Source organism: Paraburkholderia sp., from assembly GCF_004298475.1.
In the GTDB taxonomy this organism is placed as follows: Bacteria; Pseudomonadota; Gammaproteobacteria; order Burkholderiales; family Burkholderiaceae; genus Paraburkholderia; species Paraburkholderia denitrificans.
Genome location: NZ_SCRP01000034.1, coordinates 299,921 through 325,975 on the forward strand (window position 1 = coordinate 299,921; position 26,055 = coordinate 325,975).

The window sequence follows — 26,055 nt, forward strand, 5'->3', positions numbered from 1 at the left end:
GAGCTTCCCGGGCTCACGAGTCACACCGCGCATGCGTGGTCACCCCCGGTCAGCCCGGTCGGCCTGCAATCCGCGGCCGATCCGGCCCCGGACGAACCGATAACGACAGACGACACCAGAGGACCGTTCTCCCGATGAACCAGCCGATGAACCACGATTCGCCCGCCGGCGACTCCGGCTCCACCTACGCGCCGCTCGTGCCCGTGCCGGACGCGCGCCGCCAGTTCCGCACCGCCGACGCCTTCGCGCTGTGGTTCTCGCTTGGCATCGGCCTGCTCGTCGCGCAGGCCGGCGCGCTGCTCGTGCCGGGCCTCTCGCTGCCGGCCGCGCTCAGCGCAATCGGCATCGGCAGCGTGATCGGCGTGGTGCTGCTCGCGCTCGCGGGCGTGATCGGCACGGATACGGGCCTCGCGGCGATGTCGTCGCTGCGCCCGACGCTCGGTGTGCGCGGCGCGTCGGTTCCGGCCATCATCAACATGGTGCAACTGGTCGGCTGGGGCGCATTCGAGATCATCGTGATGCGCGATTCCGCCGATGCGCTCGCGAAGCAAGCCTTCGGCTTCTCGACGCCGATCGTCTGGACGCTGGTCTTCGGCCTGCTCGCGACGCTGCTCGCCGTGAGCGGCCCGCTCTCCTTCGTGCGGCGCTTCCTGCGGACGTGGGGCATCTGGCTGCTGCTCGCGGGCGCCGCGTGGCTCACGTGGAACCTGCTCGCGCGCCATGACCTCGGCGCGCTGATGCGCCGCCCCGGCACCGGCGAGATGCCGTTCGGCAGCGCCATCGACCTCGTGGTCGCGATGCCGCTCTCGTGGCTGCCGCTCATCGCCGATTACACGCGCTTTGGCCGCCGCCCGGGCGAAACGTTTCGCGGCACGCTGTTCGGCTACGGCATTGCGAACATGTGGTTCTACGCGCTCGGCGCCATCTATGGCCTCGCGGCGGGCGGCGGCGACGCGCTGCTCACCTCGGCGCTCGCGCAGGCGGGCGGCGGCTTCGCGCTCCTGCTCGTGCTGATCGACGAGATCGACAATGCCTTCGCCGACATCCACTCGGCTGCCGTCTCGACCGGCACGTTCTGGACGCGCGCGAGCGTACCGTGGCTCTCGGCGGCGTTCGGCGCGCTGTGCACGCTGATCGGCATCGTCATGCCGATGGCGCGTTACGAGAATTTCCTGCTGTTCATCGGTTCGGTGTTCGCGCCGCTTTTCGGCGTCGTGCTCGCCGATCACTTCATCGTGCGCCGCCGCCGCATCGACGCAGAGGCAATCGCCGATCCGGGCGGCGTCTACGGCTATTCGGGCGGCTGGCACGTCGGCGCTTTCGCCGCGTGGGCCATCGGCTTCGGCGCCTATCAGGCGCTCAATCAGTGGCTGCCGAATCTCGGCGCTACGCTGCCTTCGCTCGTGATCGGCGCGCTCTGCTATCTCGTGCTCGCAGGACGCCGCCGCGCCGCTTACGCATAAGCGCACGGCCCGCGCACGCGCCTGTCACATGCGCCGTGGCTCGCGGCCATGTCGTGTGCGGGAGGAAAGCGCCGCTGCGCCCTTCCCGTCCACGAAAAGCCGACGAAATACCCAAGAAAAACGCCACGCTGCGAGCAGATCGCAACGTGGCGTTTTTCATCATGGGCGCGGTTCGAACGCTTTGCGCTTCGATCCCGCGCTTCTACCCCGCGCTTCTATCCCGCTTAAGAACCGCACTGCCCGCAGCAGCCTTGCTGCGCGTCCTCCTGCGTGGGCAACAGCTCGGCGGCTTCCGTGCGAATGCCGAGCCGCGCGAGCAGCTTGCGGTCCGCTTCGGCCTGGGGATTGCTGGTCGTGAGCAGATGATCGCCGTAGAAAATCGAATTCGCGCCCGCCATGAAGCACAGCGCCTGCAGCGCATCGTCCATCTGCTCGCGTCCCGCCGAGAGGCGCACCATCGCCTTCGGCATCGTGATGCGCGCAACCGCAATCGTGCGCACGAATTCGAACGGATCAAGCGCGTCGACGCCTTCGAGCGGCGTGCCGTGCACCTGCACGAGATTGTTGATCGGCACCGAATCCGGATACGGCTCCAGGTTCGCCAGCTGAGCGATCAGGCCCGCACGCTCGCGGCGCGACTCGCCCATGCCGACAATACCGCCGCAGCACACGTTGATGCCCGCATCGCGCACGCGCTCCAGCGTGTCGAGGCGATCCTGGTACGTGCGCGTCGAGATGATCTGCCCGTAGAACTCCGGCGACGTGTCGAGGTTGTGGTTGTAGTAGTCGAGGCCCGCATCGGCGAGTTCGTGCGCCTGCTGCGTGTCGAGCATGCCTAGCGTCATGCAGGTTTCGAGCCCCATCTCCTTCACGCCGCGAATCATGGCCTTGATCGGCTCAAGATGGCGCTCCTTCGGATTGCGCCACGCCGCGCCCATGCAAAAGCGCGTCGCGCCATTGGCCTTCGCCGCGCTGGCCGCCTTCAGCACCGCTTCGACTTCCATCAGCTTGCTGGCGTCGACGCCCGTGTCGTGATGCGACGACTGCGGGCAGTATGCGCAGTCCTCTTCGCAGCCGCCGGTCTTGATCGACAGCAGCGTCGAAAGCTGCATGGCGTTTGCGTCGAAATGCTCGCGATGCACCTGTTGTGCGCGAAACATCAGGTCGTTGAACGGCAGGTCGTAGAGCGCGACGATGTCGGCCACGCGCCAGCGCGTGGCGCCCGGCTGAACCGGCTCGGTGTCCGCGGCGTTCGCGAGGAGGGTTTGAGTCATGATGTCGTGGGTCCTTCGTGACAGTGTTTGAGCAGGATGCGTGAGCGCATCGATGTCGAGACAGGTAGCTGCAGCGTCGGCGCTCGCGCCGCTCAGATGCGGCACGACGCCAAGCAGGGGCGCGCCGAATTGCGCGGCGAGGCGCTCGCGTAGCGCGGCGATGTTTTCTTCGGGGAATGTCATGGCCGGATCGATCCGGTTCGCGACCCAGCCCGCGATGGTCAGGCCGCGCGCGGCAATCGCCTCGGCCGTGAGCAGCGCGTGGCTGATGCAGCCAAGCCGCATCCCCACGACGAGCACCACGGGCAGGCCGAGCGCGACGGCGAGATCGGCCGTGTCGCGCGTCGCGTCGAGCGGCACGCAAAAGCCGCCCACGCCTTCCACCACGACCACATCCGCGCGCTCGCGCACCTGCCGGTAGCACGCCACGATGCGGTCGAGGTCGAGCGTCACGCCTTCGAGCGCGGCGGCGATATGCGGCGCGGCAGCCTCCTTCAGCAGAAACGGCGTGCGCAGTTCGGGCGGCAGCAGCACGTTCGCGGCGGCGTCGAGCTGATCGGCGTCGTCGTTGTGCCACACGCCGTCGCGCTCGAACGCGCCCGCCGCCACGGGCTTCATGCCCGCAGCGCGCAGACCCGCGCGCGCGAAGCCGCGCAACAATGCGGCGCTCACGAAGGTCTTGCCGATTTCCGTATCGGTGCCCGCCACGAAAAACGACATCACCGCACTCATTGCGCGCGCTCCTGCGCTTCGCGGCTCGCGCGTTGCAGCGACGCGTGCAGACGTTCGATGTCGGCTTCGGAGTGCGCGGCCGAGAGCGAAATGCGCAGCCGCGACGTGCCCGCCGGCACGGTCGGCGGACGGATCGCGGGCACCCAGAGGCCGTCGCGTTCGAGTGCGGCCTGAAGCGCGAGCGTCGCGTCGTTGGCGCCGATCACGAGGGGCTGCACGGCCGTCTGCGAATCGACCGGCGTCCAGCATGTTTCCTTGAGGATGGCGCGCGTGCGCTCGATCAGCTTGCGCAGATGCGCGCGCCGCGCATCGCCCTCGTCGCTGGCGATGACGCGCAGGCTCGCCGACACCGCATGCGCCACGGACGGCGCCGAGGCCGTCGTGAAGATATACGGGCGCGCACGCTGCACGAGCCATTCGCAGACCGTCGCATGCGCCGCGACGAATGCGCCGGCCACGCCCGCGGCCTTGCCGAGCGTGCCGACCATCACGAGATTGGGCGAGCGCAACCCAGCCTCGGCGACTGCGCCGCGCCCTTGCGGGCCGAGCACGCCGAAGCCGTGCGCATCGTCGACGATGAGCCACGCCTCGTGCCGCTCGGCGAGTTCGACGAGGCGCGCGAGCGGCGCGATGTCGCCGTCCATGCTGAACACGGTGTCGCTGACGATCACTTTCGGGCCGTCGCCGGACGCTTCGAGCAGGGCGCTCAGCGCATCGACATCGGCGTGCGGATAGATCTGGATGTCCGCGCGCGAAAGGCGCGCGCCGTCGATCAGCGACGCGTGATTCAGCTCATCCGAGAAGAGCGTCGTGCCGCGCCCGGCCAGCGCCGTCACCACCGCGAGGTTCGCCATGTAGCCGGTGCTGAAGTACAGCGCGCGCGCGTCGTCCACGAAGCCGCCCGCGAATTGCGCGAGATCGTCTTCGAGCTGCGCATGTGCGCGCGAATGCCCGCCGAGCAGATGCGAACCGCCGCTGCCCGCGCCGTAGCGCTGCGAGCCTGCCGCGAGCGCGGCCACGAGTTGCGGATGCGCGGCAAGGCCGAGGTAGTCGTTGCTCGCGAAGCCGATCATATCGACGCCATCGACGCGCATGTGCGCATCGCAAGGCGTGTCGAGCGTGCGGCGGCGGCGGCGCAGGCCGCGCGCATCCAGTTCGCGCAAACCCTGTTCAAGTGTGTCCAGCAACTGCATCAGAGGTCCTCCGCCACTACGGCGTCAAATGTCTCGCGCGTGCGTTCGGCGAGTAATGTCTGGGTTTCTTCATCGAGGATGTACGGCGGCATGACGTACACCGTCGTGCCGATGGGCCGCAGCAGCAACTCGCGCTTGAGCGCCTGCTCGAAGAAGCGTCGCGAGAACGTGGCCGCGCGTGCTGCATCGTCGATCCGGGCGTCGAACGCGAGGATCGTGCCGCGCTGGCGCATATTGCGCACCAGCGGATGCGCCGCGAGCGGCGCGAACGCATCACGCAGGCGCGCCGACTTGCGCACGTTCGCGGCCAGCACATCGCCCTGCTCGATCAGGTCGAGCGTCGCGAGCGCCGCGCGGCACGCGAGCGGATTGCCCGTGTACGAGTGCGAATGGAGAAAGCCGCGCGTGGTGTCGTTGTCGTAGAAGGCGTCGAAAATCGCATCGCGGGAGAGCACGATCGAGAGCGGCAGATAGCCGCCGCTGATGCCCTTCGAAAGCGTCAGCAGATCGGGCCAGATGTCCGCCTGCTCGCAAGCGAAGAACGTGCCCGTACGGCCGCAGCCCACGGCGATTTCATCGGCGATCAGATGCACGCGATAGCGGTCGCACAGCGCGCGCAGGCCCTTGAGGTACGCAGGATCGTGCATGGCCATGCCTGCCGCGCACTGCACGAGCGGCTCGACGATCAGCGCGGCGATGTGCGCGCTGCGCGCCTCGAACAGCTTCTCCACGTCGGCCAGTGCGCGCCGCGCCACGTCGGCGGCCGATTCGCCCTCGCGTGCGGCGCGCGCATCGGGCGACGCGACGACATGCGCGTGATGGAGCAACGGATCGTATGCATCCCGGAAGATCTTGACATCGGTCACGGCCAGCGCGCCGATCGTCTCGCCGTGATAGCTGTTCGCAAGACAGACGAATTCCCGCTTGTCGCTTTCACCCTGATTACGCCACGCGTGAAAGCTCATCTTCAGCGCGATTTCCACGGCCGATGCGCCATCCGACGCGAAAAACGCATGGCCGAGCGCGTGACCGGTGAGTGCGGAGAGCCGCTCGGCGAGTTCGACGGCGGGTTCGTGCGTGCAGCCCGCGAGCATCACATGTTCGAGCGTATCGAGCTGCGCCTTGAGCGCCGCGTTGATCGACGCATTGGCGTGGCCGAACAGGTTGACCCACCACGAACTGACCGCGTCGAGATAGCGCCGTCCGTCGCGGTCGTAGAGCCACGGCCCTTCACCGCGCGCGACGGGAACGAGCGGCACGCGCTCGTGGTGTTTCATCTGGGTGCACGGATGCCAGACGGCGCGCAGGCTGCGCGCGACCCAGTTATCGCTGGCAAGGTTGGAATGCTGATTCAAGTACGACTCCCGAAACGACAGCGGGACCGAGAGTAGCGCGAACGCCTGCGCAATGCACTACCCCCAAAAATGGCCTTGCGCGGCACCGCGCGGCGACGTTCGGCGCCGTTCCCGGCTGCACGGAACGGATCTTCAATGAAGGCCGGAAATGGCCGCAGATGACGACGGCAAAGTGACCTGCGCTTACGCAAAAAAATCTGTGGGAACGACAGAAAATTGGCGTGCCGCAAAGAAAGGGCGTGCACGCGCCGCAGTACGCGCAAGCAGAATCGGGCAATCGGAAGGTGCGCGAGACAGCGCGCGCATCACGCCGCGCGCTGTGTAAGGAAGCGCTTAACGGCTCGCGAGCGCGTGGTCGTCGTGAACGGCCATGTCGGGGATATTGGGAGTATTGGCGGTATCGGCGACGGCGGGCGCCACACCCGCGCTGGCGTCGTTGCGCGCGGCAATCGCTGCGTCGTTAGACCAGACCACGGCGTTGTCGACCGCGTAAAGATGGCAGGCGTCGCTGCTGTGCTTCTGGCAGTTTGCGATGGCGACGGCCATGGGATTGTCGCCGCCTTCGGCCCACGACCACGCGCCCGAATCGGACACCGCGAACGCGCGGCTCGAATACTGCGAAAGGAAGTTGCGGTAGCCACTGCGGCCATTCGCGTCGAGGAACGGCACCGCGCTCACCGAATCGATGGCGGCATAGCCCGTGCCGCGCGGCGCGGCAGACTCCGCCACGCGATATTCGACCGCGGTCGGCATGCCCGCGCGGGCGAGGAACACCTCGACCTGCGGCCACCAGATCTTCACGCCGTCGCGGTCGCCCACCAGCCGGTGCGCGTCGTTCTTGTACGCGCCGAAATCGACGAGCTTCGCGCTCGCAGTGGGCAGCGCTTCTGCGGCCTGAGCATCGTGGTACGCCGCGTACATCCGCGTGACGAGATCGCGCGTCCATACCGAATCGTTGTCGCCGTAAAGCCAGAGCGACGCCACGCGCGCCTTGCCGCCGTAGCCGCCGAAGGCCTGGGTCAGGTTGTCCTGCCAGCCCTTGCAGGTGTCCTGGCGCAGGCCGCCCGAGAAGTTGATGAGCGCGCGCACGCCCTGCGCGGCTTCGGTGCCGTAGGCAATCGTCGCCAAACCGCCGTGCGACGTTCCCGCCACCACGATGTGGTTCGCGTCGACGTACGGCTGCCTCGACATATAGGCGACGGTCGCGGCGACATCGGCAGCCTGGTCGAGTCCATTGCTCGCCACATCGCAGCCGTCCTGTACGTAGTCGCCGCCCGAGCCTGCGAAGCCGCGGCGGTTCGGCGCGACGACCACATAGCCGCGCCGCACGAATTCGCGCGCGAACGAAACGGGATCGCTGCGCGCCTGATTACGCGGGTCGCCGAGAATCTTGCCGTGATTGAACACCACCATCGGGAACGGGCCGGGGCCTTCCGGGCGGTAAATCGTGGTTTCGAGCGTGATGTCGCCATCGGCGTCGACAGGAATACGGATTACCCGCGCATTCATGTCGGCGCGCACGGCAGGCAGCCAGCTGTCGTCGAGCGCGAGACGCGGGACATTGGCGCTGCCGAGCGACCCGGCCGAGACCGGTTCGACGCGTTGAACGTTGGCTGCGGCGGCAGCAACAGGTGCGACGCGGTGCGGTCCTTGCGGATCGGCAAGCGATGCTGCGTGCGCGACCGAAAAGACACACGCCGTGCCAGCCAACACCCAACCGGTCAGTAGCTTTTTGAACGCCATGCGCCACCCGCCCGCGAGAATCGTTGTTGAATCCGTCTTACTCCGGCCGGCCCGATTTCCGGCGCGACGACAGCCGCTGCGCATCTCGCAAGACACGTGCCTGGGCGACCCTTCGCGGGGAAAAGCCAATCGGAACACCACTATCGAAACGCGCAGCAATCGTGCAATCGCGCCCCGGCGACGCTCGCCGTGCAACGTTTCGGACCTGAACCGGGCGTCGCCATCGAAGCAAAATCGCGAGGCAAAACCGCCGGTTGACCGAATCGCGCACCGAACGCACAAGCCATGTTTAACCTCTGACTTATGCGAACTGCGAACACCGTGATTTCATAGTCGCACAACAATTTATTGCTGCGCAATACAGGGGTTTCCCGGCATAACACATGCCAGTGCGACGTGTGCCCGGCAGGGCTTGGCGCTCGTGCGAATCCGGTCATTTTGTGCGCGCACATTCGTCGCACACTTCTCGCATCAATTCCGGAAAAACCCGAGGATTTGGGCGCTTACGTATTCAGGCGAATGTATTCAAACATGGACGCGTTGCAGTGGCCGCGCGGGGGATTGGCGCTCACGCGTGCAGGCATTCAGGTATCCGTGACATCGCCGTCGACATAACGCCAACGGCCATCCTCCGCGCGCGTGAAACGGCTCACTTCATGCAGCCGCGAGGCGCGGCCTCCGGTCTTGTAGCGTGCGACGAATTCGACGACCGCATGCGTTGCATCCGTCTGCTCATGACGCTTGATTGCGAGTCCAAGCCAGCGCGGCGCAGCGGGCGCCAACGGATCCACGTCGAGGTCCGGCGGGCACGTTTCGCAGGCCCAGGTTGCACGCAGATACGCGCTCTCGCCGAGTACGTAGGCCGTGTAGCGCGAGCGCATCAGTTCGAGCGCCGTTTCGGGCTGTGCGCCCGCGTCGATGAAACGGCCGCAGCACGCCGCGTAGCGCGGCGGCTTCGCGGTGGCTTTCAGGTTCGGCGCGGCGCCGCCGCACGGACAATCGGCAGGCCGTGCGGCGCGCGAGGTTTCAGCATTCATCGAGAGAAAATCAGGGGAAATTCCGTTCGGGCGGCGCGCCGCGCGCACGCCCGTCAAGCAAAAAGACCGCGACAGCGTGCGCGGTCAGGATCGGTACGTCACCAGTCGAGTTCGGTGCCGTCGTACTGGAAGAAGCGTCCGTTGAACACGTCGCGCGCGGCCGCCGCTTCGGCTATCACCTCGCGCATGCCCGTGACGCTGCGCGCGGCGTCGATCGCCGCCTGCGGGCCGCCCATGTCGGTGCGCACCCAGCCCGGATGCAGCGCGATGCAGGTGGCGCGGCGCGTCTGGAGCGAGGTGATCTTGATCACATCGTTGAGCGCCGCCTTGCTCACGCGATAGAGCCAGCCCGTCGTGCCCGTGGTCTGCCCGATGCTGCCCATGCGGCTCGACAGCACGGCCAGCACGCCGTTGGCCGCATCGACGAGCGGCAGCAGCACCGGAATCAGTTGCATCGGACCGCGCACGTTGGTGGTCATCACGCGGTCGAAATCCTCGGCCGAGATCGTTTCGACGCCCTCGGTGCGCGGGCCGTAGACGCCCGACACGATGAGCACCACGTCGAGCCGCTCGCCTTCGAGCGCCGCGCCGAGCGCCGAGATCTCGTCGGGCCGCGTGACGTCGAGCTGAAACGGCCGCACGTTGTGCCTGCCCAGTTCGTCCAGCGCGGCGCTGGTGCGCGCCGTGGCGAGCACGCGCCAGCCCGCCTTCGCATACTGCTGCGCAAACTCGCGGCCAAGGCCGCGCGACGCACCTACGATCAACGCTGTTTTCATGTCGCCACTCCGGTTTTCTGTCGCGCGCGGCCTCGATGTCGCGAGGCCGCGCGCCGCTAAACAGCCTACCGCAGTTCGCTCGCGTTACAGCAATTCGATGCCCATCGCCGTCGCCTCGCCGCCGCCGATGCACAGGCTCGCGACGCCGCGCTTGCCGCCGCGTGCCCGCAGCGCGCCGATCAGCGTGACGAGAATGCGCGCGCCCGATGCGCCGATCGGGTGGCCGAGCGCGCACGCGCCGCCGTTGACGTTGACCTTGTCGTGCGGCAGATCGTGCTCCTTCATCGCGGCCATCGTGACCACGGCGAACGCCTCGTTGATCTCATAGAGATCGACGTCGTTCGCCCGCCAGCCGGTCTTCTCGTAGAGCTTCGCAATCGCGCCGACCGGCGCGGTCGTGAACTTCGACGGCTGCTGCGCGAAGGTCGAATGCCCCGCCACACGCGCGAGCGGGCTCACGCCAAGGCGCCTGGCCGTCGATTCGCGCATCAGCACGAGTGCCGCCGCGCCGTCCGAAATCGACGACGAATTCGCCGCCGTCACCGTGCCGGTCTTGCTGAACGCGGGCTTGAGCGTCGGGATCTTGTCGGGATTGGCCTTGAACGGCTGCTCGTCGCGCGAGATCGTCGTTTCCCCCGCGCGCGACGCGACCTTCACCGGCGCGATTTCCCACGCGAACGAACCGTCCTCGTTGGCGCGCTTCGCGCGCTTGAGCGACTCGATCGCGAACGCATCCTGGCTCTCGCGCGAGAAGTTGTACTCGCCCGCGCACTCCTCGGCGAAGGTGCCCATCAGACGGCCCTTGTCGTAGGCATCTTCGAGGCCGTCGAGAAACATGTGGTCGAGCACCTGGCCGTGGCCCATGCGCATGCCCGCGCGCGCTTTCGGCAGCAGGTACGGCGCATTCGACATGCTCTCCATCCCGCCCGCGACGATCACGTCCACCGAGCCGGCCAGCAGCATGTCATGCGCGAACATCACCGCGCGCATGCCCGAGCCGCACATCTTGTTGACGGTCGTCGCGCCCACTGCGAGCGGCAAGCCCGCGCCGAGCGCCGCCTGGCGCGCGGGCGCCTGGCCCTGCCCCGCGGGCAGCACGCAGCCCATCACGGCTTCGTCGATCTGCGCCGGTGCGAGGCCCGCGCGCTCGACGGCCGCAGCAATCGCCGCTGCGCCGAGCTGCGGCGCCGCCAGCGAGGCGAAATCGCCCTGAAAACCGGCCATCGGCGTGCGCGCCGCCGAGACGATGACGATCGGGTCCTTCAATGTCTCACTCATGTTTAAGCTCCTTGATGACTCCTGCGACGACGGCCGGCACATCGCCAAGACTGGCGGCGTCCGCGGCAACGACGTCGTTATCTGCCTCATGGGCGCGATGCGCGGACACGCCCGCGACACAACGCTCATACGTCTCCTGCAATTGCTGCGGCCCGCTGACGGTCATGCCCAGGTCGCGCACACGCCCGTCGTGCACGCCGTAGGCCCAGCCATGCACCGTGAGCGACTGGCCGCGCGCCCATGCATCGCCGACGATGGTCGTGCGGCACGTGTTCGCAACCTGCTCGATCGTGTTCAACTCGACGAGGCGGCGATGGCGCGCCTCGCCCATCGGCCACTCTTCGAGCAGCGCCGCGTGCTTGCCGCGCACGTCCTGAACGTGATGGAGCCAGTTGTCGGCGAGGCCGATGCGCTTGCCGTGCAGCGCCGCACCCACGCCCGAGCAGCCGTAGTGGCCGACCACCATGATGTGCTTCACCTTCAGCAGATCGACGGCGAACTGGATCACCGAAAGACAGTTGAGGTCGGTGTGCACGACGACGTTCGCGATGTTGCGATGGACGAACACCTCGCCCGGCGGCAGGCCGATGATCTGGTTCGCAGGCACGCGCGAATCGGAGCAGCCGATCCACAGGTATTCGGGCGCTTGCTGGTGCGCGAGGCGTGAAAAGTACTCGGGATCGGCGGCGAGACGCGCGGTGACCCACTTTTCGTTGTTCTCGAACAGTTGAGCAAGCGGATTGTCAGGGATGGATGTCATGTCGTTTAGCTGGTTGATCCGTGAGCGTCAGGCGACGCGCGCCGCCGGGGTGGCTTCTTTCAGTTCGCCCTTCAGTTCACCACCCGGTTCGCCCTTCAAATAACTTTCCGGGTAGCGCGCGCAAAAGCGCATCGACGGATCGTAGGGAAAAACGTCCGGCACTTCGCCCGCGATGAGTCGCGCCTTGCTCTCCTGCCAGAGCGCCGGGTCGAAGAAGTCCGGATGATACGCGAGGAAATAACGTTGCACACGCGGGTCACCGAGCAGGAACGTGCGATAGGTCTCGGGAAAGATATCGCGCGGGCCAATCGAATACCACGGCTCGCTGGACAATTCGTCTTCCTCATTGCGCGGTTCAGGCACTGTCCGGATGTTGCAGTCGGTCAGGTATTCGATTTCGTCGTAGTCGTAGAACACCACGCGGCCGTGGCGGGTCACGCCGAAATTCTTGTACAGCATGTCGCCGGGGAAAATGTTGGCGTGCATCAGATCCTTGACCGCGTTGCCGTATTCGCGGATGCCGTGCTCGATCTGCGCGTCGCTGCCGTTCTGCAGCCACAGGTTGAGCGGCACCATGCGGCGCTCGATATACAGATGGCGGATCACGAGGTTGTCGCCCTCGTACTCGATCATCGACGGCGCGGACTGCTGCAGTTCGCGCACGAGCGCTTCGTCGAGCCTCGCGACGGGCAGCGCGACGCTCGAATATTCGAGCGTATCGGCCAGACGCCCCAGACGGTCGTGGCGCTTGACGAGCTGATACTTCGCCTCGACTTCTTCACGCGTGGTTTCCTTCGGCGCAGGAAAGCTGTCCTTGATGACCTTGAACACGTACGGAAACGACGGCAGCGTAAACACGATCATCACCATGCCGCGGATGCCGGGCGCAGTGGCGAACCGGTCCGACGAATACGAAAGATGGTGCAGCAGATCGCGGTAGAAGAGATTCTTGCCCTGCTTCTGCAACCCGAGCGACGTGTAGATCTCGCCCTTGGGCTTGAGCGGCATGATCGTGCGCAAAAACTCGACGTAGGCCGACGGCACGCCCATGTCGACGAGAAAATACGAATGCGCGAAGCTGAACATGACGAGCAGTTGCTCGGGGCGCAGCAGCACGGCGTCGAGCGCGAGCCGGCCGCCCGCCACATGGCGGATCGGCAGGACGAAGGGCGCGAGCAGATCGCCGTTGATGATGCGTCCGATCACGTACGCCGACTGGTTGCGAAAGAACAGCGACGACAGCGCGTGAATCTGGAAATTGGGCTTCGGCTCGACTTCGCCGAAGGTGTCGCGCAGCGCGCGCAGCACGCACTGCACGTCGCGCGCGAGGTCCTCGAACGGCGTCTCCAGCTGGAAGTTCGTGACGATACGCTCGAACGTTGCCGCGAGCCCGTCCTTGCCGGGGTAGTACGCGCGGTAGGCCGGCTTCGCCGCGGGCTCGTCGTTTTCGATGTATTCCGTCGAAATCGCGGGCCGCACGAAGATGAAGTCGTTGTTGAAGTACGAGCGATGCAGGATCTTGCAGCACACCGAGTTGAAGAACGTTTCGGCGCACTCGGGCTGCCGGTGCGTCGTGAGCAAGCCGATGTAGTGCAGCTTGATCTGCTGCCACACGTCGTCGTCGATGGTTTCCGCGTCGTACTCGTCTTCCAGCGTCACCACGCAGTGCTTGACGCGCTCGTCGTACGACGCGATGCGCTCGCGCGCGAGCCGCTGCACGCCGTGCCAGTCCGCCGACTCGAAAAGCCCCTTCGCGCGCACCGCCGCGTCGCAGAAATTGCCGTAGTGGCGGTTGAAGCCCTCGAGTATCGTCTGCGCAACGTCGAAGCCAATCTGCGACGAGAGCAGTTTCGGAAAGTGTTTCATCGCGGCCTTGCCGCCTTTGTCTGTAACGTGCGTCGCGAAGCAACGCCTTCAATGAACCGGATGGCAGACACGGCTACTTCCGCGCGTCTGTCGTTTCGTTTGTCGCTTCGTCTGCCACTTCGTCTGCCGCTTCGTCTGCCCGCGTATCGGTGCGTGCGAGCAGTTCGCGCGCCTGCGTCTCGTACTGCGCGAGATCTTCGAGCGTGGCGTCGAGATCGGCGCGCTGGCGCTCGAGGATCTCGCGGTGGCGCACGACCGTATCGAGAAACGCCTGCAACTGGGGGAGCGTGTCGGTCGGCGAATCGTACAGGTCGAGCAGCGTGCGGATCTCCGACAGCGTAAAGCCGAGCCGCTTGCCGCGCAGCGTGAGGCGCAAGCGCGTGCGATCACGCCCCGAAAACACGCGCTTGAGGCCGCCCGCGCCTTCCCGGCTGGGTGCGAGCAGGCCCTGGTCCTCGTAGAAACGGATCGCGCGCGGCGTCACGTCGAATTCGCGGGCGAGTTCGCTAATCGTGTACTGGGTCATGGTGAGCAGTGAACGGCAGGCACGCTGCCGCCAGCAGGTCCGTGCATTGAACGATAGAATCGGCGTTTACGTTATCGTCAACCTGCTGGTTACGCAACCGCAGTGCAACCGGCGCGCACCCGGGACGTGCACTCCGGGCGCGCCCGGAGTGAGATATATCAGCTTGCGGGATTGATGCGACGCGGCAACCATGCCGGAAAGCCAGCCTTGCCCGCGGCGGCGACAAAGGAGAACACACCCGCAATGAACGCTCTCGAACACCAGCTCGACTATCCGTACGCCGACACCCTGCCGGAACCCGGCCGCGTCTTCGACGTCGCCCCCGGCGTCAAGTGGCTGCGCATGCCGCTGCCGTTCGCGCTCGATCACATCAACCTGTGGCTGCTGCGCGACGAAATCGACGGCCAGCCGGGCTGGACCGTGGTGGATTGCGGCATTGCCAGCGACACGATCAAGGCGCACTGGGAGCAGGTGTTCGACACGGCGCTCGAAGGCCTGCCGGTGCTGCGCGTGCTCGTCACGCACTGCCATCCCGACCACATCGGCCTCGCGCAGTGGATCTGCACGGGCGGCGACAAAGAGCGCTGGAACGTGCGCCTGTGGGCGACGCTCGGCGAGTATGCGAGCGCGCGCGTGATGGCGTCCGGCGAGGGTTCGAACGCAGGCGGCGAAAGCGCGGCGCGTCACTTCGGGCTGCACGGTCTTGTCGATGCGCAATCGCAAGACAAGCTGCGCAACCGCCGAGGCTACTACGCGAACCTCGTGCCCGCGCTGCCGACGCAATTCCGCCGCCTGCGCGAAGCCGACGTCGTGACGATCGGCGCTCACGCGTGGCGCGTCGTCACAGGCTACGGCCATTCGCCGGAGCATTGCGCGCTGTGGTGCGAGCAAACCGGCGTGCTGCTGTCCGGCGACATGGTGCTGCCGCGCATCTCGACCAATGTCTCCGTGTTCGAAATGGAGCCGGAAGCCAATCCACTCGGCCTGTACCTCGAATCGCTCGGACGTTACGAGACGATGGCCGAAGACACGCTCGTGCTGCCCTCGCACGGCAAGCCGTTTCGCGGCGTGCGCACGCGCGTCGCGCAACTGCGCGCGCACCACGATGCGCGCCTTGCCGAAGTCATGGAAGCGTGCGCGGCGAAGCCGCGCAGCGCCGCCGACATCGTGCCGCTCATGTTCAAGCGCGAACTCGACATCCACCAGATGACTTTCGCGATGGGCGAAGCGCTCGCGCACCTGCATCTGCTCTGGCTCGCGGGCAAGCTCAGACGCACGACCGGCACGGACGGCGTGATCCGTTTTTCCGCGTGAATCCGGCCTGATTTTCGGCCTGAGTTTCGACCCGATCCGCTGCCATTTCCCAAACACGCGAAGCAGAAAGCAAATGGGCGGCTCGCAATGAGCCGCCCGTTTCCGTTTCTATTGGCTTTCCGGTGCACTTCTGGCGCCGTGCCGGTCACACGCGAGCGTCAGTTATCGCCGCCGGTCACGAGATCGGAGCCTGCGGGCCGGACGAACTTGAATGCCGACGCGCTCAGCGACGGATTCTTCTGAATGTTGGAGAACGTGAGCAGCGTCACGTTGCCGAACACGTCGTGCAGTTCCATCGCCTGCAGATTGCCGTCGCGAAAGCCGATGCCGACGCTCTGAAACTGCGTGTCCTTCGCCTTCGGAATCAGCTCCAGCCAGTCGATGCCGCCCTTCACGCCCGCGTCGCGCAGCGTGAAGTTTTTCTCCAGATCGTTGCTGCCGAACAGGATCGCCGCCGGGCTCGCGCCGAGCGCGCCGCCAAGCTTGCGCTCGGTGACCTGGTTCAGGTCCTTGTCGTAGACGAAGAGGTTTTCGCCGTCCGACTGCAGCAGCTGCTGATACGGCTTCTGGTATTGCCAGATGAACTTGCCCGGCCGTGCGAAGACGAACGTGCCGCTCGAAGTCTTCGCGTTCGCCGTGGCCGTGGCTATCGCCTCACTCGCGTTCGCCGCGCCGGAGGGCACTTTCAGCTCGCGCTGCACGAATTCGCCGCGCGCCGAATGCACCTGCGCGACGAACTGTTTGAGCTGATCGGTGCCGCCCGCGAACGCGTGCGACGCCATCAGCACGGACACGCCGAGCGCGAGCGCGCACGTGCGCGCCGCACGGGCGCCCACTTGAACGAGACGGGTGGAAAGTCCTGCCTGGAACTGCATCAATTCGTTCTCCATGAGGAAAGGGATGCGCGCGGCCTCATTCGGTCTCGCGCGTGGGGACGAGAATCTCGCGGTTGCCGCTCGACGACATCGCGGAGACGAGCCCCGACTGCTCCATCTGTTCGAGCAGCCGTGCTGCCCGGTTATAGCCAATGCGCAGGTGCCGCTGCACGAGCGAAATCGACGCGCGCCGGTTCTTGATCACCACTTCGACGGCCTGGTCGTAAAGCGGATCGGACTCGTCGCCGGTGCCGCTGGCTCCCGCGCCCGCCGAGCCTTCGTCGCCCTCGCCCGCCGTGCCGCCTTCGAGCAGGCCCTCGATATACCGCGGCTCGCCCTGCTCCTTGAGCTTTTCGACGACGCGGTGCACTTCGTCGTCGGAGACGAACGCGCCGTGCACGCGCACCGGCAAGCCCGAACCGGGCGGCAGGTAGAGCATGTCGCCCATGCCGAGCAGCGATTCGGCGCCCATCTGGTCGAGAATCGTGCGCGAGTCGATCTTCGAGGAAACCTGGAACGCCATGCGGGTCGGCACGTTGGCCTTGATGAGGCCGGTAATCACGTCGACGGACGGACGCTGCGTGGCCAGGATCAGGTGAATGCCCGCCGCGCGCGCCTTTTGCGCGATGCGCGCGATCAGTTCTTCGACCTTCTTGCCGACCACCATCATGAGGTCGGCCAGTTCGTCGATCACGACGACGATATGCGGCAGCTTGTCGAGCGGTTCCGGATCGTCCGGCGTGAGGCTGAACGGATTCGGAAGCTTCTCCTCGCGCTTGCCCGCTTCCTCGATCTTGTTGTTGAAACCGGCCAGATTGCGCACGCCCAGCTTGCTCATGAGCTTGTAGCGGCGCTCCATTTCGGCGACGGTCCAGTTCAGCGCGTTGCCGGCCTGGCGCATGTCCGTGACGACCGGACACAAGAGATGCGGAATGCCCTCGTAGACGCTCATTTCGAGCATCTTCGGGTCGATCAGGATCATGCGGACCTGCTCGGCGCTCGCCTTGTAGAGGAGCGAGAGGATCATCGCGTTGATCCCGACCGACTTGCCCGAGCCGGTCGTGCCGGCCACGAGCAGGTGCGGCATCTTCGCGAGATCGGCGCAGACCGGCTTGCCGCCGATGTCCTTGCCGAGGCCCATCGTGAGCGCCGACGCCGCGTCGGCATACACGGCCGAGCCGAGAATCTCCGAGAGGCGCACCGTCTGGCGGCGCTGGTTCGGCAGTTCGAGCGCCATGAAATTCTTGCCCGGAATCGTCTCGACGACGCGGATCGACACGAGCGACAGCGAGCGCGCGAGATCCTTCGCGAGATTCACGATCTGGCTGCCCTTCACGCCCGTCGCGGGTTCGATTTCGTAGCGCGTGACGACCGGGCCCGGATAGGCGGCCACCACTGCGACTTCGATGCCGAAATCCTTGAGCTTCTTTTCGATGAGGCGCGAGGTGAATTCGAGCGTTTCGTCGGAGATCGTTTCCTGCACGGCGGGCGCCGGATCGAGCAAAGCGATCGGCGGCAGCGTGGAATCGCCCGGCAGGTCCGTGAAAAGCGGCACCTGGCGCTCCTTTTCGACCCGCTCCGAGCGCTCCGGCGTCACGACCGGCGGCACGATCACGACCGGCTCGTGATCCTCGATCTTCACGCGGCCGCGCTCGACCTTGCCTTCGCGCTTGACCGCCGCGGCCTCGCCGAGCCTGCGATCACGCCCTTCCTCGCGCCGCAGCCGTGCGAACGTGACTGCGTTGATCAGCGCCTCGCCGACCCGTTCGGCGACCGAGAGCCACGAGAAGCGGAAATAGAGCGACAACCCGATTGCGAGCACCACCAGCAGCGCGAGCGTGCCGCCCGTGAAGCCGAGCGCGTGCGAGACGCCGCGCGCCACGGCTTCGCCCACGACGCCGCCCGGCGCGCGCGGCAGCTGTACCCTGAGCGACCACATGCGCAACGCCTCGATGCCATTGCTGGCGAGCAGCACGAGCACGAACGCGAAACCTTCGGCAATCCAGCTATGGTCGCGCGGAGTGTTACCTGAATCGCCCGCGTCGCCCGCGTCGTCGAACCCTTCCTGGCGCGTGATGCGCCGGTAGTTCGCGGCGATGCGCCGCGCGAGCAGCGCAACCCACCAGTAGGCAGAGAGGCCGAACAGCAGCAGCAGGATGTCCGAGGTCCACGCGCCGACGCGGCCCGCCCAGTTCGCGATGTGATCGACGTGGGTGGCGTGGGTCCAGCTCGGGTCGCGGCGGTTGTAACTGATGAGCGCCATCAGCAGGAACACGCCGAGCGCCACCTGAAGGATCCAGCGGATCTCGGTGAACAGACGCGACATGCGGTGCGGCAACGCCTGCGCCTGCGCGGAATAGGGAGCTTTGGCCATTGAATCCTGGTGCTGATCCTTGATGCGTTCGCGGCCCGCGCCCGCTGCGAGTAGGGGCAGCGGACTTGTGCGGCCGCCGTCGTCCGAATCGGCCTATTGTAAACGCGTTGTTTCGGCCCCGGCTGTAAATGACGGTAACCGGCAACAGCGGCGGCGGCCAGCACCGCTCGCACGCCCGCACGCGGCGTGTTGTCGCGCAGTGGCTGTAGTGGATTGTCGCGCGCGGACTGCCCGTGCGCGGCCCGCGCCGCCTCATCGAGCGGTCCGCCTCGCGGCACGCCGGGCCGCGCGAGCCATGCGGCGCGCATCGGAGACTGGCTGGCGATCATTGGCGGATCAGTTGGCGATCGGCTATCGGCCCGATCGGAACGCTTCATGAGGCAGCCTGCGCCCCCGGCCTTTATAATTGCGCCCTAACGCCCACATAGAGGTGTGTCCCGCCACACTGCCGGGCGATCTTGCCGCTTTTCGGTGTCAATCGCCGTGCCTTTCTACGGATTTCGACCATGTCTGCAACCAAACACGCCAAAGTCCTGATTCTCGGTTCCGGCCCCGCCGGCTACACCGCCGCCGTCTATGCCGCGCGCGCCAATCTCTCGCCGCTCCTCATCACCGGTCTCGCACAAGGCGGCCAGCTCATGACCACGACCGACGTCGAGAACTGGCCTGCAGACGCGGACGGCGTGCAAGGCCCCGAGCTGATGCAGCGTTTTCTCGCCCACGCCGAGCGCTTCAACACGGAAATCGTGTTCGACCACATTCACACGGCCAAGCTCGATGAAAAGCCGATCCGCCTGATCGGCGACTCGGGCGAGTACATGTGCGACTCGCTGATCATCGCAACGGGCGCGTCGGCGCAATACCTCGGCCTGCCGAGCGAAGAACTGTTCATGGGCCGCGGCGTCTCGGCCTGCGCGACCTGCGACGGCTTCTTCTACCGCAACCAGCACGTCGCCGTGGTGGGCGGCGGCAACACGGCTGTCGAAGAGGCACTGTACCTCGCGGGCATCGCGAAGAAGGTGACGGTGATCCATCGCCGCGACAAGTTCCGCGCCGAGCCGATCCTGATCGACCGCCTGCTCGACAAGGAAAAGGAAGGCGTGGTCGACATCAAGTGGGATCACGTGATCGACGAAGTCAAGGGCAACGACGGCGGCGTGAACGGCCTGCGCATCAAGAACGTGAAGACGGATGCGACGACCGATCTCGACCTGCAAGGCGTGTTCGTCGCGATCGGCCACAAGCCGAACACCGATATCTTCGAAGGCCAGCTGAAGATGAACAACGGCTACATCATCACGGCCGGCGGCATGAACGGCAATGCCACCGGCACGAACGTGCCGGGCGTGTTCGCGGCGGGCGACGTGCAGGACCACGTCTATCGCCAGGCGATCACGAGCGCCGGCACGGGCTGCATGGCCGCGCTCGACGCACAGCGCTATCTCGAGAGCATCCATGAACTCGGCCAGCCGCACGTCATGAGCGCGGAAGCCGACCGTTGAGACCAGCACCCGGGCGCAGCGGCGGACCGCTAGAATAGCGATCTGAAGCCTGTCGGCGCACCGGAACGAGGGCCGCGGCCAGCCAGCCGGCGGCCCTTTTCTTTTGCGCCGCGCGTCGCCATCGCGCCGCTGTTGCACCACGCCGTTACGCCGCTGTCGCGCCACGTACGACACGCGCCGCAATGCGCCCCGCCGCGATCGAACCCGAACGAACCCGAAAGCGCCTCACGCCATGCCGAAGAACGTGCCCCATCCCGGCGAGCCCAAGCGCCCCGCCGCACCCCGTCCCGCTACTTCCGCCACCGCCGTTTCCGCTGCGGCAACGCCTGCTGCAACGTCCGCGGCCACGGCCGAAACCGGCAAGCCCGCCGCGGGCTTCGCGGGGCTCGGCAGCCTGCGCGACGCCTTGAAGACGCAGACCCGCGAACGCGAGCGCGAACGCGCGGCCGCACAGGCGGCCCGCACGGAAGCCGCCGCCGACAGCGAGATGTTCCGCCGCGAAATGGGCGCCATCGCGCCGTTGAATGCGCCCGAGCGCGCGTCGGCGCGCCGCGCGCAGCCCGTGCCGCTGCCGATCCAGACGCAGCGCGACGAACAGGCAGTGCTGCACGAAGCCATCTCCGACGAGTTCGACCCGGAAGCGCTGCTCGACACCGACGACTCGCTCTACTATCACCGCCCCGGCATCAGCGCCGAGGTCGTGAAGAAGCTGCGGCGCGGCACGTGGATCGTGCAGGCGCAACTCGACCTGCACGGCATGCGCCGCGAGGAAGCGCGCGAGGCGATGCAGACCTTCATCCGCGAAGCCGGCAAGCGCGGGCTGCGCTGCGTGCGCGTGATTCACGGCAAGGGGCTCGGCTCCGTCGGCAAGGAGCCGGTGCTCAAGGGCAAGGTCCGCACGTGGCTCGTGCAGAAGGAGGAAGTGATCGCGTTCTGCCAGGCGCGGCCGCACGACGGCGGCGCAGGCGCGGTGCTCGTGCTGCTGCAGCCGCATCCGGTCGGCCCGGCTGGCGCCCATATGCCGCGCTGACCGCCGCGCGCCGGTTTCCCCGGTAATCCGCGATGAATCCAAAAAAAAGCCTCACGCGCGATCTGAACTGCGCGTGAGGCTTTTTCATTGCATCGCGAACGACGCGATCAGGCGATATCAGGCGATACGCGCTTCCGTCTTCGGATCGAACAGCACCGCCTTCGAAACGTCGAACAACAGCTCCATCTGGTTGAGCGGCTGCGGGTTCGAACCCGGGTGCACGCGGCTCACGACGCGCTTTCCGTTGACCTGCGCGAACACGAGCGTATCGGGGCCGGTCGGCTCGATCACGTCGACCATCACGGTGTGACGCTGCAGTGCGTGGCCGTGACCGTCGTGCGAACTGCGCGCATCGGTGATGCGCTCCGGGCGCAGGCCGAGCACGACTTCCTGGCCGACATTAGCGCGCAGGCTGTTCGCCTGGAACGGCAGATTCAGCACGCCGCGCGCCACGCCCGTATCGAGTTCGAGACCGACGCCCGAGCCCTGTTCCACGAGCTTGCCTTCGATGAAGTTCATCGGCGGCGCGCCGATGAAGCCCGCCACGAACAGATTCGACGGCGAGTCGTAGATTTCCTGCGGCGCGCCGAACTGCTGGACGATGCCGTCCTTCATCACGGCGATGCGGTCGCCGAGCGTCATCGCCTCGATCTGGTCGTGCGTCACGTAGACGATCGTCGTGCCGAGGCGCTGATGCAGCAGCTTGATTTCCGAGCGCATTTCGATGCGCAGCTTCGCATCGAGGTTCGACAGCGGCTCGTCGAAGAGGAACATCACCGGATCGCGCGCGAGCGCACGGCCCATCGCGACGCGCTGGCGCTGGCCGCCCGAGAGCTGGCCCGGCTTGCGGTCGAGCAGGTGCTGGATCTGCAGCATGCTCGACACGCGATCGACGATCTGCGTCTGCTCGGTCTTCGGCACCTTGCGGATATTCAGGCCGAACGAGATGTTCTCGCGCACCGTCATCGACGGATAGAGCGCGTACGACTGGAACACCATCGCGATATCGCGGTCCTTCGGCGAAAGCTCGTTCACGACCTTGCCGTCGATGGAGATCTCGCCCTTGGTGACCGTTTCGAGGCCGGCGATCATGTTGAGCAGCGTCGACTTCCCGCAGCCCGAGCCGCCGACGAGGATCAGAAACTGACCGTCTTCGATGTCGATGTTGACGCCCTTCAGGACGGGCACCCCGTTCGGGTAGGTCTTGTAGACGTCGCGAATGGAAAGGCTTGCCATACTGTGAATCCTTTATTCAAACGTGGGCGTTTCGACCCTGGTCAACCCTTCACCGCGCCCGCCGTAAGGCCACGCACGAAGTAGCGGCCGGCGATCACGTAGACGAGCAGCGTAGGCAGCGCGGCGATGATCGCGCCGGCCATGTCGACGTTGTATTCCTTCACGCCCGTGGACGTGTTCACGAGATTGTTCAGCGCGACCGTGATCGGCATCGAATCGACGCCCGAAAACACGATACCGAACAGGAAGTCATTCCAGATCTGCGTGAATTGCCAGATCAGGCACACCATGAAGATCGGCAGCGAGATCGGCAGCATGATGCGCGTGAAGATCATGAAGAATCCGGCGCCGTCGATGCGCGCGGCCTTCACGAGTTCGGCGGGCACGCTCACGTAGAAGTTGCGGAAGAACATCGTGGTGAACGCGATGCCGTACACGACGTGCACGAGCACGAGGCCGCCGATCGTGTTCGACAGGCCGAGAAAGCCTTCGAGTCGCGCCATCGGCAGCAGGATCGCCTGAAACGGAATGAAGCAGCCGACCAGCAGCATCGTGAACAAACCGTCCGCGCCGCGAAAACGCCAGTGCGTGAGCACGTAGCCGTTGAACGCGCCGATGATCGACGAGATCAGCACGGCCGGGATCACCATCTTCACGGAGTTCATGAAGAACGGCTGCATGCCGTCACAGCGCACGCCGGTGCACGCCTCGCTCCACGCTTTCACCCACGGCGCGAAGCTCGGATGCGTGGGCAGCGTGAGCATGTTGCCCGTGTGCAGCTGATCGAGACTCTTCACCGAGGTCGACAGCATCACGTAGAGCGGGAACAGGAAGTACAACGCGAACAGGATCAGTGCCGCATACACGACCACGCGGCTTGCCTTCATCTTAGGCTGCATTGCGCGTGCTCCTCGATTCCAGGTACATCAGCGGCACGAGCACGGCCACGACGGTTGCGAGCATCATGATCGACGAGGCCGCGCCTACGCCGAGCTGCCCGCGGTTGAACGAAAACGTGTACATGAAGATGGCCGGCAGCGACGACGCCGTGCCCGGACCACCCGCAGTCAACGCAACGACGAGGTCGAAGGTCTTGATCGCGATGTGGCAGAGAATCAGCAGCACCGAGAAGAACACCGGACGCATGCTCGGAATCACGATCTTGCGGTAGATCGTGGGCAGCGTCGCGCCATCCACCTGGGCGGCCTTGAAGATCTCCGCATCGACACCGCGCAGCCCGGCGAGGAACAGCGCCATGCAAAAGCCCGTGGACTGCCACACCGCCGCGATCACGATACAAAAGATCGCCCGGTCCGGATTGTCGAGCCAGTCGAACGCGAAGCTCGTCCAGCCCCAGTCGTGCATCACGCGCTGGATGCCGAGATCGGGATTCATGATCCACTGCCAGGCCGTGCCGGTCACGATGTACGACAGCGCCATCGGATAGAGGAACACCGCGCGCAGCGCACCTTCCTGGCGAATCTGCTGGTCGAGCAGGATCGCGAGGAACAGGCCGAGCCCGACACAGATGCCGATGAACGGAATGCCGAACCAGCCGAGATTCTGTGCGGACGTCCACCAGACATCGTTCGCGAACAGTTCCCTGTAACGCGCGAGGCCGGCGAATTCGTAACGAGGCATCAGTTTCGAATTGGACAGCGACAGATAGCCGGTGACGATGATGAAGCCGTACACGAACACAAGGCTGATCAGGATGCTGGGCGAAAGCACCAGCTTCGGGATCCAGCGGTCTGCGAGCGCCGACATGGGCGACACGCGGCTGGCAGCCGGCGTTGCAGCCTTGCCGTTGCCGCTAAGAGAAGCAGTCACTGCGCAACTCCTGGTACGGTGCGAAAGAGGCTTCGCACGATGATAGGGTTCAGCTCGAACCGTCATGTCCAGGGTGCCGCGCGCGGCGCACAAGCGTGCCGCGCGCGGAATTCACCCTGCTTACTTCGTTTTTGCGGCCTTCGCGAGCGCTTCGACTGCGCTCTTCGAATCCTGACTGGAGTTCATGAACTTCGTCACGACGTCGGTGATCGCACCGGCGGTGGCATCGGGCTGAGCCATGCCGTGCGCGAGCGACGGCACATAGCCGCCGACCTTGATGGCGGTCTGCTCATCCGCGTACGAGCGCTTCGCGCAGGCGTCGAACTTGCTCATGTCCACACCCAGACGGACCGGGATAGAACCCTTGTACAGACTGAACTGCTCCTGGAACGACGGGCTCATGATGGTCTTCGCGAGCGCGACCTGGCCCGGCGTTGCGGCCTTCTGGCCCTTCTGCTGGAAGAACACGAACGAGTCGACATTGAAAGTGTAGGCCTTCTCCGTGCCCGGCACGGGCGCGCAGACGTAGTCCTTGTCGGGCTGCTTGTTCGCGGTCGCGAACTCGCCCTTCGCCCAGTCGCCCATGAACTGCATGCCGGCCTTGCCGTTGATGACCATCGCCGTCGCGAGGTTCCAGTCGCGGCCCGTGCGGCCGTTATCCATGTACGACTCGATCTTGCGGACCGTATCGAACACGCCGACCATCTGCTGCGACGTGAGCGTCTTCTGGTCCAGATCCACGAGCGCCTTCTTGTAGAAGTCCGCGCCCTGCGAGAGAACCACGTCTTCCCACAGCGTCAGGTCCTGCCACGGCTGGCCGCCCGCTGCGACCGGCTGATAGCCGGCAGCCTTCAGCTTGTCGGCGAGCGCGAAGAATTCCGGCCACGTGGTGGGCGGCTTGCCGCCCACCTTCTCGAGCGCGGCCTTGTTGATCCACACCCAGTTCACGCGGTGCACCGAGAACGGCGCGCCGACGTAGTGATTGTCTGCGCGCACGATCTTGTCGATCTGCGGCGGCAGGTGCGCCTTCCAGTCGGCGGCGGCCGAATCGACCGGCACGAGCACGCCCTGGTCAGCCCATTCCTGGATCAGAGGCCCCTTGATCTGGGCAGCGCTCGGCGCATTGCCCGAGATCACCTGGGTTTTCAGTGCGGTCATGGCCGCCGCGCCCGCACCGCCGGCAACAGCGAAGTCCTTCCACACATAGCCCTGCTTCTGCATGTCGTCCTTGAGCACGCCAACGGCTTTCGATTCGCCGCCCGACGTCCACCAGTGCAGCACTTCGAGGGATTCGGCTGCCTGCGCGGTGACCGCGACGTTGCCCAACAGACCTGCGGCGCACAGGGCGCCCATGATCGCTCGGAATTTCATTGCTTATCTCCTCCAGACACCTGAAAAAAAACGATTGGCCCCTGATGTCGCCAGGGTGCGGGTGTGGTTCAAACAGGCAAAACACTGGACGGTCGGGCGCCGGAGTGCCGCGCGAGCATGCGTTTTCGCTGGATGCGCGCGGGCCGCGTGCCGGAGTACGGCCGCTGTACGCTCATGGGATGAGTGGCTTGGGATGCAACTGACTGTCTCCTCTTTTGATTTTCACCGGCCGGCGGGCAACGCACGGATCGCCCGCACCTGCAGCTGGTCGAGGCGCCGCTCATCGCATCTCGCGTAAAGCGGCCCAACGTCCCTCGGGATCGCGCCCCGTCCACCACGGCGCGCGTGGACAATTTCATTGTCCATTACCATGAGGAATGTTCCGTCCGCCCGGGAATTCATGGGCCGGCGGCGCCTTTATACCGCGCTCCGGCATGCATTTTCCATCGATTGAACGTTACCTCTTGATTTGGATTGTAGTTAAACTACAATTCAGTGTCAAAAAAATTTTTGTCGAACT

The 26,055-nt window shown here is 65.7% G+C and carries 20 protein-coding genes and 1 pseudogene; 4 read left to right on the forward strand and 17 right to left on the reverse strand.

Going from position 1 to position 26,055, the window contains the following annotated elements; all coding sequences use genetic code 11:
- Window positions 1-134: 134 nt before the first annotated feature.
- Window positions 135-1,463 carry a putative hydroxymethylpyrimidine transporter CytX gene (gene cytX / locus EPN59_RS18190; RefSeq protein WP_293038469.1) on the forward strand — a complete coding sequence of 443 codons (1,329 nt, stop codon included), beginning with the start codon at window positions 135-137 and terminating at the stop codon, window positions 1,461-1,463.
- A 224-nt stretch (window positions 1,464-1,687) separates the two neighbouring features.
- On the opposite strand, the gene bioB is transcribed toward cytX, so the two are convergent.
- The 11 genes and pseudogenes from bioB to EPN59_RS18245 all read right to left on the reverse strand — a co-directional run bounded on the left by bioB (window position 1,688) and on the right by EPN59_RS18245 (window position 14,003).
- Window positions 1,688-2,737, reverse strand: a complete 1,050-nt coding sequence (gene bioB, locus EPN59_RS18195) for a biotin synthase BioB (RefSeq protein ID WP_293038484.1) — start codon at window positions 2,735-2,737, stop codon at window positions 1,688-1,690.
- Window positions 2,738-2,836: 99 nt separating this feature from the next.
- Window positions 2,837-3,469: pseudogene (bioD, locus tag EPN59_RS18200) on the reverse strand (dethiobiotin synthase); the annotation flags it as partial.
- Window positions 3,466-4,662, reverse strand: coding sequence for an 8-amino-7-oxononanoate synthase (gene bioF, locus EPN59_RS18205; RefSeq protein WP_293038466.1), 1,197 nt, complete (start codon window positions 4,660-4,662; stop codon window positions 3,466-3,468). The gene bioF and the pseudogene bioD, both read right to left, overlap by 4 nt.
- Window positions 4,662-6,017, reverse strand: coding sequence for an adenosylmethionine--8-amino-7-oxononanoate transaminase (gene bioA / locus EPN59_RS18210; protein ID WP_293038463.1), 1,356 nt, complete (start codon window positions 6,015-6,017; stop codon window positions 4,662-4,664). Before bioA ends, bioF begins: the two co-directional genes overlap by 1 nt.
- A gap of 333 nt (window positions 6,018-6,350) precedes the next feature.
- Window positions 6,351-7,760, reverse strand: a complete 1,410-nt coding sequence (locus tag EPN59_RS18215) for a CocE/NonD family hydrolase (protein WP_293038461.1) — start codon at window positions 7,758-7,760, stop codon at window positions 6,351-6,353.
- 584 nt (window positions 7,761-8,344) lie between these two features.
- Window positions 8,345-8,797 carry a YchJ family protein gene (locus EPN59_RS18220; protein WP_293038458.1) on the reverse strand — a complete coding sequence of 151 codons (453 nt, stop codon included), beginning with the start codon at window positions 8,795-8,797 and terminating at the stop codon, window positions 8,345-8,347.
- Between the two features lie 98 nt (window positions 8,798-8,895).
- Window positions 8,896-9,573: an SDR family oxidoreductase gene (locus EPN59_RS18225; RefSeq protein ID WP_293046552.1), complete on the reverse strand. Its 678-nt coding sequence runs from the start codon at window positions 9,571-9,573 to the stop codon at window positions 8,896-8,898.
- Window positions 9,574-9,657: 84 nt separating this feature from the next.
- Window positions 9,658-10,851, reverse strand: a complete 1,194-nt coding sequence (locus EPN59_RS18230) for an acetyl-CoA C-acetyltransferase (protein WP_293036381.1) — start codon at window positions 10,849-10,851, stop codon at window positions 9,658-9,660.
- A complete protein-coding gene (can, locus tag EPN59_RS18235) occupies window positions 10,844-11,611 on the reverse strand; it encodes a carbonate dehydratase (RefSeq protein ID WP_293036382.1) in 768 nt (255 codons plus the stop codon). Before can ends, EPN59_RS18230 begins: the two co-directional genes overlap by 8 nt.
- Before the next feature lie 27 nt (window positions 11,612-11,638).
- On the reverse strand, window positions 11,639-13,477 hold the full coding sequence (gene aceK / locus EPN59_RS18240; RefSeq protein WP_293036384.1) for a bifunctional isocitrate dehydrogenase kinase/phosphatase: 1,839 nt from the start codon (window positions 13,475-13,477) through the stop codon (window positions 11,639-11,641).
- A gap of 73 nt (window positions 13,478-13,550) precedes the next feature.
- Window positions 13,551-14,003: a MerR family DNA-binding transcriptional regulator gene (locus EPN59_RS18245; protein WP_293036386.1), complete on the reverse strand. Its 453-nt coding sequence runs from the start codon at window positions 14,001-14,003 to the stop codon at window positions 13,551-13,553.
- 243 nt (window positions 14,004-14,246) lie between these two features.
- Between EPN59_RS18245 and EPN59_RS18250 the strand changes: the two genes are divergently transcribed.
- Complete coding sequence (locus EPN59_RS18250) at window positions 14,247-15,317, forward strand: MBL fold metallo-hydrolase (protein WP_293039463.1); 1,071 nt, start codon at window positions 14,247-14,249, stop codon at window positions 15,315-15,317.
- 158 nt (window positions 15,318-15,475) lie between these two features.
- Here the strand turns inward: EPN59_RS18250 and lolA are convergent, their stop codons facing one another.
- Together lolA and EPN59_RS18260 are read right to left on the reverse strand one after the other, a co-directional pair.
- Window positions 15,476-16,192, reverse strand: a complete 717-nt coding sequence (lolA, locus tag EPN59_RS18255) for an outer membrane lipoprotein chaperone LolA (protein WP_293039461.1) — start codon at window positions 16,190-16,192, stop codon at window positions 15,476-15,478.
- A gap of 37 nt (window positions 16,193-16,229) precedes the next feature.
- Complete coding sequence (locus EPN59_RS18260) at window positions 16,230-18,566, reverse strand: DNA translocase FtsK (RefSeq protein ID WP_293039459.1); 2,337 nt, start codon at window positions 18,564-18,566, stop codon at window positions 16,230-16,232.
- Between the two features lie 506 nt (window positions 18,567-19,072).
- Here EPN59_RS18260 and trxB point away from each other — a divergent pair.
- On the forward strand, window positions 19,073-20,068 hold the full coding sequence (gene trxB, locus EPN59_RS18265; RefSeq protein WP_293039457.1) for a thioredoxin-disulfide reductase: 996 nt from the start codon (window positions 19,073-19,075) through the stop codon (window positions 20,066-20,068).
- Between the two features lie 232 nt (window positions 20,069-20,300).
- A complete protein-coding gene (locus EPN59_RS18270) occupies window positions 20,301-21,098 on the forward strand; it encodes a Smr/MutS family protein (protein ID WP_293046555.1) in 798 nt (265 codons plus the stop codon).
- A 117-nt stretch (window positions 21,099-21,215) separates the two neighbouring features.
- On the opposite strand, the gene ugpC is transcribed toward EPN59_RS18270, so the two are convergent.
- The 4 genes from ugpC to EPN59_RS18290 form a co-directional block, all read right to left on the reverse strand.
- Entirely contained in the window at window positions 21,216-22,334 is a 1,119-nt protein-coding gene (gene ugpC / locus EPN59_RS18275) for a sn-glycerol-3-phosphate ABC transporter ATP-binding protein UgpC (protein WP_293041233.1), read from the reverse strand.
- Window positions 22,335-22,375: 41 nt separating this feature from the next.
- Complete coding sequence (locus EPN59_RS18280; protein WP_293041234.1) at window positions 22,376-23,233, reverse strand: carbohydrate ABC transporter permease; 858 nt, start codon at window positions 23,231-23,233, stop codon at window positions 22,376-22,378.
- Complete coding sequence (locus tag EPN59_RS18285) at window positions 23,223-24,164, reverse strand: sugar ABC transporter permease (RefSeq protein ID WP_293041235.1); 942 nt, start codon at window positions 24,162-24,164, stop codon at window positions 23,223-23,225. The genes EPN59_RS18280 and EPN59_RS18285 overlap by 11 nt, the downstream gene beginning before the upstream one ends.
- Before the next feature lie 120 nt (window positions 24,165-24,284).
- Window positions 24,285-25,535, reverse strand: a complete 1,251-nt coding sequence (locus tag EPN59_RS18290) for an ABC transporter substrate-binding protein (RefSeq protein ID WP_293041236.1) — start codon at window positions 25,533-25,535, stop codon at window positions 24,285-24,287.
- Between the last annotated feature and the right edge of the window lie 520 nt (window positions 25,536-26,055).